The sequence below is a fragment of the Methylobacterium sp. CCH7-A2 genome (genome assembly GCF_001557075.1).
Lineage (GTDB): Bacteria > Pseudomonadota > Alphaproteobacteria > Rhizobiales > Beijerinckiaceae > Allobosea > Allobosea massiliensis.
Map to the genome: position 1 here is coordinate 23,351 of NZ_LSKN01000244.1, position 6,532 is coordinate 29,882.

At 68.1% G+C, this 6,532-nt stretch carries 6 protein-coding genes; all 6 read right to left on the minus strand.

Annotation, left to right across the window (positions count from 1 at the left end; translation table 11 throughout):
• Window positions 1–118: 118 nt before the first annotated feature.
• The 6 genes from AX750_RS18495 to AX750_RS18520 all read right to left on the minus strand — a co-directional run bounded on the left by AX750_RS18495 (window position 119) and on the right by AX750_RS18520 (window position 6,342).
• Window positions 119–1,051: a hypothetical protein gene (locus AX750_RS18495; protein ID WP_066734733.1), complete on the minus strand. Its 933-nt coding sequence runs from the start codon at window positions 1,049–1,051 to the stop codon at window positions 119–121.
• 128 nt (window positions 1,052–1,179) lie between these two features.
• Window positions 1,180–2,100 carry a hypothetical protein gene (locus tag AX750_RS18500; protein WP_066734735.1) on the minus strand — a complete coding sequence of 307 codons (921 nt, stop codon included), beginning with the start codon at window positions 2,098–2,100 and terminating at the stop codon, window positions 1,180–1,182.
• A 131-nt stretch (window positions 2,101–2,231) separates the two neighbouring features.
• A complete protein-coding gene (locus AX750_RS18505; RefSeq protein ID WP_066734738.1) occupies window positions 2,232–3,233 on the minus strand; it encodes a hypothetical protein in 1,002 nt (333 codons plus the stop codon).
• A 115-nt stretch (window positions 3,234–3,348) separates the two neighbouring features.
• Window positions 3,349–4,350 carry a hypothetical protein gene (locus AX750_RS18510; RefSeq protein ID WP_067254829.1) on the minus strand — a complete coding sequence of 334 codons (1,002 nt, stop codon included), beginning with the start codon at window positions 4,348–4,350 and terminating at the stop codon, window positions 3,349–3,351.
• A gap of 114 nt (window positions 4,351–4,464) precedes the next feature.
• On the minus strand, window positions 4,465–5,871 hold the full coding sequence (locus AX750_RS18515) for a hypothetical protein (RefSeq protein ID WP_067254832.1): 1,407 nt from the start codon (window positions 5,869–5,871) through the stop codon (window positions 4,465–4,467).
• A 12-nt stretch (window positions 5,872–5,883) separates the two neighbouring features.
• Window positions 5,884–6,342 carry a hypothetical protein gene (locus AX750_RS18520; protein WP_068072636.1) on the minus strand — a complete coding sequence of 153 codons (459 nt, stop codon included), beginning with the start codon at window positions 6,340–6,342 and terminating at the stop codon, window positions 5,884–5,886.
• Between the last annotated feature and the right edge of the window lie 190 nt (window positions 6,343–6,532).

The window sequence follows — 6,532 nt, forward strand, 5'->3', positions numbered from 1 at the left end:
TCCCGGTGGGTTGGCTCGGTCGAGCTGCACACGGGCCCCTGCCGTCACGATCAAAGGCGCGACGGAGACCGTCGCGCCTTCAGAAGCTTGTTTTGGACTGCTACGAAGCCCGACGCGGTCAGCGCCCCATGCCATGGCCGCTGCGGGCGGCTGCCCATTCGATGGCAGCACGCAGATGATCGAGATCGCGATGGCGCGGTGCGACCAGATCGAGCGCGGCGTGCTGGATCGAGACCTCGTCGGCGTCGCGAGCGGGCCACAGAACCAACCGGGCCAGCCGACTATAGGCGAGCAGCATCGCCCCCCGGATTGCGGCATCGAGCAGGCCCGGGTCGTTGAGTCGCTGCTGCACGCGCCGCCAACTATCGATCTGTGCGAACAGGGCGCGAGCGCCGGCAAGCATTTCGCCGGGATCGATCCCCGTCTCCGGCCAGAGCTCCAGCGACGGCGCCAGCGAGAGCGGGTAGGCCGCCGCCTCGCCGGTACGGGCGGAGAGCCCATCGGGCGACGCCTTCGGTAGCCGGGGCTGGCGCAGGTGCTGTTCGCTCATCGCGACGAACGATCCGCTGCAGATCATATCCGTGTGGTGGCGGAGCGCCGGGTCGCGCGAGCGACGCGCCTGCGCACGCAGCGCTCGTCGGAAGCTCGCGAGTGCCCGATGATCCTCGTCATCGCGTGGCGCGATCAGTATCGTCGCGACATTGGCGCTGTCGATCAGCAGTGCGAGCGCTCTGGCGCAGCTGAGGACCTCGGCAGTCGCCGTGATCTGACCCTCGCGCACCTGACCGAGCAGGCGGCCAAGCTCATCGGTATGGAAGCGGGCGCGGGCGCGGATGGCCACCAGCGGAGGTCGGTCGCGCCAGACGGCAGCGAAGCGCTGCAGTGGCCTCGCGTCATCGTCGATGAGATGCTCCAGCGCCTCGAATTCGTCGGTCACGTGAACGAGCGGACGCTGTTCGCAGGTCGTCCCCGCAGCGTCCCGCTGGCGCTCATCGATTCCCGAGCCGTCGCTGTGCGGCAGGATCGGCTGGAGATTGGTGTCGGTATTCATGGTTGCTTCTCATGGGGGTTAACGCCGGTCGGCTACCCTGCTCCCCGTCATCCCTGGAATCGCAGAAGGGCGCTGCCAGCTGCAGCGCCCCACATCTCGATGGGCGGTGCCCCCGTAGATCGTGCCGGTCAGCGCTTGCGCTCGCTGTCAGCGATCTGCTGCTGCATGAGCCGTAGCGCCTTCAGCCGCTCGGCAGCCGCCTGGGCGAACAGGACGACGTCGCGCAGTCGCTCATCTCGAAGACGATCGGTGATCGCGTTGATGCGGTCTCCAGACGTCCCGTCGTCCTTGACAGCGACGGCGGCGATCAGGCAGGCCCGCGCCAGATCAGCCGCAGCCAGCAGCCTGGCGCCGTGGCAGGCGCCCTGAAGCCGATCGAGCCGCTCGCCATCAAGCTCATCGGCCTCGCTGGCAACCGCGAAACCATCGGCATCATCGAGCTGCAGGTCGGCACGCTCGATCAGCGTGCCTGCCGGCGCGAGGTTGCGCAGGAAGCTCATGAGGCTCAGCCCCTGTTCGAGGCCAATCATCGCGGGCTGACCGTCCCGGGCCTCGTCGAGGCCGGGCACCGTCGCAGCGTCGAAGGTGAGGTCCGCATGGCCGGTGTCGTCCACGCCCGGATAGGCAAACGCCTTCCGGGCGAGCGCCGCGAAGGTGTGGTCGCCGCGGACAGCCGCGACGACGTCGTCGAGAACGCGCCGACGGGCCGCGAAGTCGCTCCGCGAGCGCGGCGGCGCGAGCGCGACGGTGACGGTCGCGGCGGCATCGAGCAGCGAGAGCGCGATCAACACGTCGAAGAGGTAGGCGATCTGTTGGCGGTCGGAGGTGCCGGCCAGCGCGACGAAGCGTGTCACCTCGTCGGCGTAGCCCATGGCGCGGGAACTGATCTCGCTGAGTGAGAAGTTTCTTGCCGCGAAAGCGGCATAGCCCTGCTCCAGCCCGGCCTTGAGCGACAGCTGGTTGGCAAAGCCGGCGAGGTCGTCGGTGACAGGCCAAAGTGGCAGGTCGAGCTCGATGTCGGCGAGCGACAGCGCGTTGATGGTAGTCATGTTGTCGTCCCAGGTTCCTTGGGGGTCACAGCCACGTGGCTGCGCAGTTCCTCCGTTCCCGAAAGCGAAGAGGCGCCCGCACGCGGACGCCTCCCTTGTTGTGTCCTTGGATGGCTCGTGCTGCGCGCCAGCTACACCAGGGCACTCCATTCGAAGACGAGCCGGTCGCGGCTGTCCGGCGGCAGCGATTTGACCCATGCGGCATCCGCCGTGACGTGCCGGATCGCCGCCTGCATGTGCACAGGATCGCCGATCTCGCCGCGCAGGTTGATCAGCGCGACGATCTCCTTCTTGATCGCCAGCGCGGCGCGGTTGTGCACCGGCCAGATCATGACCTGTGCCGCGGCGAGGTAGCCTGCGATGCGTGCGCCTTCGGCCGCGACCATCAGCTCGCTCGCGTTCTCTGGACCGCGCTGGGCCAGCGCGATCAGGCGGTCGCAAGTCTCGAACAGGCTCCGGACGCGCTGCAGCAGGCGATCGAGATCGGGCGCGTCGCTGGCGTAGCCGACCCATTCCCCGATCTGGTTGTGGGCATACGCTGGTGGGCCGCCACGGAGCTCCAGGCCGGCGGAGAGTTCCCAGCGCTCGAGCGGCCACGCAGCCAGCCCGCGGCTGTCGCTCGCTGGCGCCGGCGGTGCGGGCGGCAACATGAGCGCCGGCACGCTGAAGGCGGTGCGCTTCCAGCGCAGGCGGCGCGCCAGCGTCGCGTCCATCATCGAGACGAAGCCCTTGTCACGGCGATGGTGCAGGGCGCCGGTCGCCTCGGCGAGGGCGAGCTTGGCCTCGGCCTGGTCGAGGTCATCGGCTGGCCAGATTGCCGTCAGCGCGACCAGGCTCAGGCTCATGATCTGAAGCCCGGCACAGGCGAGGTTGTACTCGCGCTCGCCGAGGTCTTTGGCGAGATTGAGCCGGAACTCCTCGTTCGACAGGCTTTTTGCGTTGCGCGCCGCCGCCTTCAGGTCGATCGGTTGGCGCCGGAAGGCCGCCAACTCGCCGACGCTCGGGTCATCGCTGCTGATGATCTCGACCGCCATCGCAATCGGATCGTGCAGCGCCCGGTTGCCGGGCTCCTCCACGGGGCCTTCGCTGCGCCTGGCGAGCGAGCGCCCACCATCCTCGGTATTTCTGGTCATGTTGGGGACTTTCCTATGGGGTTACGACCATCGGGCCGCGTCATCCCTCCCTCCGCCATGGACAGAGGCGTCCCCGCCGGGGACGCCTCCATCAGCCCTTGCGGTGCTCGTTCCGTCAGACCACGGGCAGCCACATCGGCTTGAGTTCCAGCGTGGCGCCTAGCCTGAACGCCTTCGCGATCCAGTCCGCCTCGCCGACCAGATGGCGGATCGCCGCCTGTTGATGCAGGGCGTCGCCTCGACAGGCCCGCTCGTTGACGAGCGCGGCCAGCCGGTGCTTTGCCTGCGCATCGGTGGAGTGCAGCATCGCCGGCCAGATCGCCGCTCGCGCCGCCGCGAGATAGGCGAGGATGCGAGCGCCTTCGGCCGCACGGCGCAGCGGGCGAGGATCCTCGGAGGTGGTGTCCGCCAGGACCATGAGCCGGTCGGCCGTCGCCATCATCCGCGCGAAGCGATCGACCAGATCGGACAGCGTCGGATAGTCATCGACGAAGGCCGACCAGCGCATGAGCTGCTGGCCAGCGATCGAGGCGTCGCCGCCTTCGAGCGGCACCGTGTCGACCAGATCGAAGCGCGACAGCGGCCAGGTAGCGAGCCCACGGTCGGCCCCGGCGGGAGCCGCCGGGCCGGGAGGGACGACGAGTTCACCGACCGCGAAGGCGGCGCGGTGCAACCTGATCCGCTCGGCCATCTCGGCGTCGAGGGATGGCGCCTGGCCATAGTCGGTGCTGTCGCCTTGCGAGGCGGTGGCTTTTGCCAGCGCCTTCTTGGCGTCGGCGTCCTCGACGGTATCGACCGGCCAGATCGCGACCATGGCGGTGCAGCTCAAGGCCACGATCTTCAGGCTGATCCGGGCCATCTTGACGTGGTTGCCTTCGCTGAGCCGGAACCATAGCCGCTCGGCTTCGTCCTCGCAGCGCTTCGCTTCGATGGCGAACCGCTTGAGATCTGGGGAGCTGTCCCTGAAGGCGATGAGCTCGGCGAGGGTGGGGTCTTCACCGATGGCCCCCGTGATGGTGGCGAGCGGATCGCTGATCGGACCCTGCGTGTTCTGGCTGCCGGTGTCGCCGGCGGCTTCCATCGGAGCGAGGCTCCGGTCCTGGTCGTTGTCGGTCATGGTCTTGTTCTCGTGGGTCACAGCCCCATCGGCTGCGCTTCACCTCCGTTCGCTGAAACTGAGAAAGGCGCCCCACGCGGGGGCGCCTTCCTGATGTCGGCCATGGTGTTCCGTTCAGGCGGCGCACGACAGCGGCTTGCCGCGCCCGGCAATCCAGCGCTCGATTGCGTCGAGCTGACGGACCCGGGCAAGATCGCCTGGGCCGGCCCCGGCCTTCAGCGCAGCGATGCGTTCCCGGGCGGCCGGGCGCGTGAGCCAAGGCACGTCGTCCCGCGTATCGAGGCGGTGGTCGAACCACGCCGCACCCTTCTCGCGCTCGGCGGCGGAGAGCTCGCCCGGCGCTTCGAGCCAGGCCCAGCGATTGGCGAAGGCTTTCAGCCGGACGTCGCCGAGAAGCTCGCGGCCGAGCCGCACCCGTTGGTCCCATTCGACCTCGTGCCAGCGCCGAGAGGTGATCGCGTCATCCCGGCCGATGAAGCCGCCACTATAGAGGCTGTCGTCCGGCCAGGGGCTCGGCTCCTTGCCGGCGAAGCGCCCGGCCAGCGCGATCGCGAGGTTGTCGCGGAAGCACGCATGGCCGCGGATGCGGGCCAGACGGGTCTGCAACTCTCGATCCGGCGGGACCTCACCCCGTGCAGCGGGAGCCGCCATCTCCCAGGGCAACAAAATCGGCTGGGCATTGGTCTTGACCAGCCGGATCGGGCGCTCGCCGTTCGCGAACAGCATCTCGCCGAGCTCCTCGGGCGGGGCGTCGAGATAGGTCGGGTCGACGGTGAGATCGGCGACAGCCCAGGACGACGCATTCCCGGGCGTCGGCATAATGCCGCCGATCGGGATCATCCGGTTGAACAGGCCGAGCCCAAGCGGTTCGGGGCGAGCGAGCAGTCCGGCGGGCCCGCTTTTGTGGGCATTGGCCATCATCGCCGCGATGATGGTGGGTGCACGCTCGCGCAGGAGCCTGAACAACGCGATCGTGGCATGGACGTCATTCAACGCGTCATGAGCATCGGCTTCGTCGAAGGCGATGCCGTTGGCACGGCAGACCGGCCCCAGCTGCATCGTCGGCTTGCCCTGCGGCGTCACCGGGATGGTGATCGTGTCGGGCGCCAGCATCGCCACCGCGCGCAGCATGGTCAGCACATCGGCGCGGGCCAATCCCGGCATCGAGGTCGCATAGGGCGGGAGCAGCGTCCGAAAGGCGCTGTGTCGCTGTAACTCCTCGTCGTATTTGAGGTTGCTGTAGCCCAGGATTGTGGCCGGTGAAGCGGCGTCAAGGATGCCGGCGACGGCCCGCATCAGCTCGAGCTGCGACAGGGGCGCGGCCTCGATCCTGTCAGGGTCGAGGCCGGTGACAAGCAGGGCGTCAGGCGAAGGAACCACATAGGCGGGCAAGCGCGCCCGCAAGACAGTCTCTCGCACAGGGCGCAGATCGCTGTCGGTCTCGACGTAGGCAGCCTGCAGCGGCACATCCCACGCCGGCTCAAGACCGCTGGCCTCGAAGTCCATAAAGAGGAAGCTCATGGCGGCGTCCCCTCAATGCCGACTCATCGAGCCGGGCTCGATCGCGACCTTGGTCAGGTTGATGCCGAGCTTGCGGGCATCGACCTGCATCGCCGCCTCGACCATAACCGCCGTGTGCGAGCGCGCCATCTCGTCTTCCTGGAAGATCATCGCCTCATAAACGGTGATCTTGCGCTCCAGATGCTCGTCACGCTGCGCCGGCGCCTCCGCCAGCATGAAGGCGAAGAACCGCGCCTGCGCCCTGGCGCCCTCGGCAAGCTGACGTCCGTTCAGTCCGCCGAACTCGGCATGAATCCGGTCGCCATCCTGCTCCAACAGCATCGCATGCGCGCTCGACAGCTGCCACAGGAGGAAGTGCCGCTCGGCATGGTCGCCGAGCTGCGCATAGGTGCGGGCATATCGCGAGAGATCCTCCGCTCCCGGCAACGTCTCGTCGCAAGCTGCGGAGGCCTTCCGCTTTCTCGTCGTCATTCCACTCGTCCGGTCCAGTCCGTGACCCGGAAACGGCGCGTCGGCTCAGGATCCCGGGGGTTCCCTGGATTGGGTTCCGGTCCTCGCTTTTTTTGCTATGCGGCGACCGTGGCACTGGCGGCCAATGCGCATCTTTGGCCCTTAGCTGACGCTCAGAAGGTCCGGTTTCCGGCCGATAGCAGCATGGCCC

What these genes read in the sequence shown, in the direction of transcription:
- AX750_RS18495 (WP_066734733.1), bottom strand. Translation starts at nt 1,051, where the DNA reads ATGAATACCGACACCAATCTCCAGCCGATCCTGCCGCACAGCGACGGC.
- AX750_RS18500 (WP_066734735.1), bottom strand. Translation starts at nt 2,100, where the DNA reads ATGACTACCATCAACGCGCTGTCGCTCGCCGACATCGAGCTCGACCTG.
- AX750_RS18505 (WP_066734738.1), bottom strand. Translation starts at nt 3,233, where the DNA reads ATGACCAGAAATACCGAGGATGGTGGGCGCTCGCTCGCCAGGCGCAGC.
- AX750_RS18510 (WP_067254829.1), bottom strand. Translation starts at nt 4,350, where the DNA reads ATGACCGACAACGACCAGGACCGGAGCCTCGCTCCGATGGAAGCCGCC.
- AX750_RS18515 (WP_067254832.1), bottom strand. Translation starts at nt 5,871, where the DNA reads ATGAGCTTCCTCTTTATGGACTTCGAGGCCAGCGGTCTTGAGCCGGCG.
- AX750_RS18520 (WP_068072636.1), bottom strand. Translation starts at nt 6,342, where the DNA reads ATGACGACGAGAAAGCGGAAGGCCTCCGCAGCTTGCGACGAGACGTTG.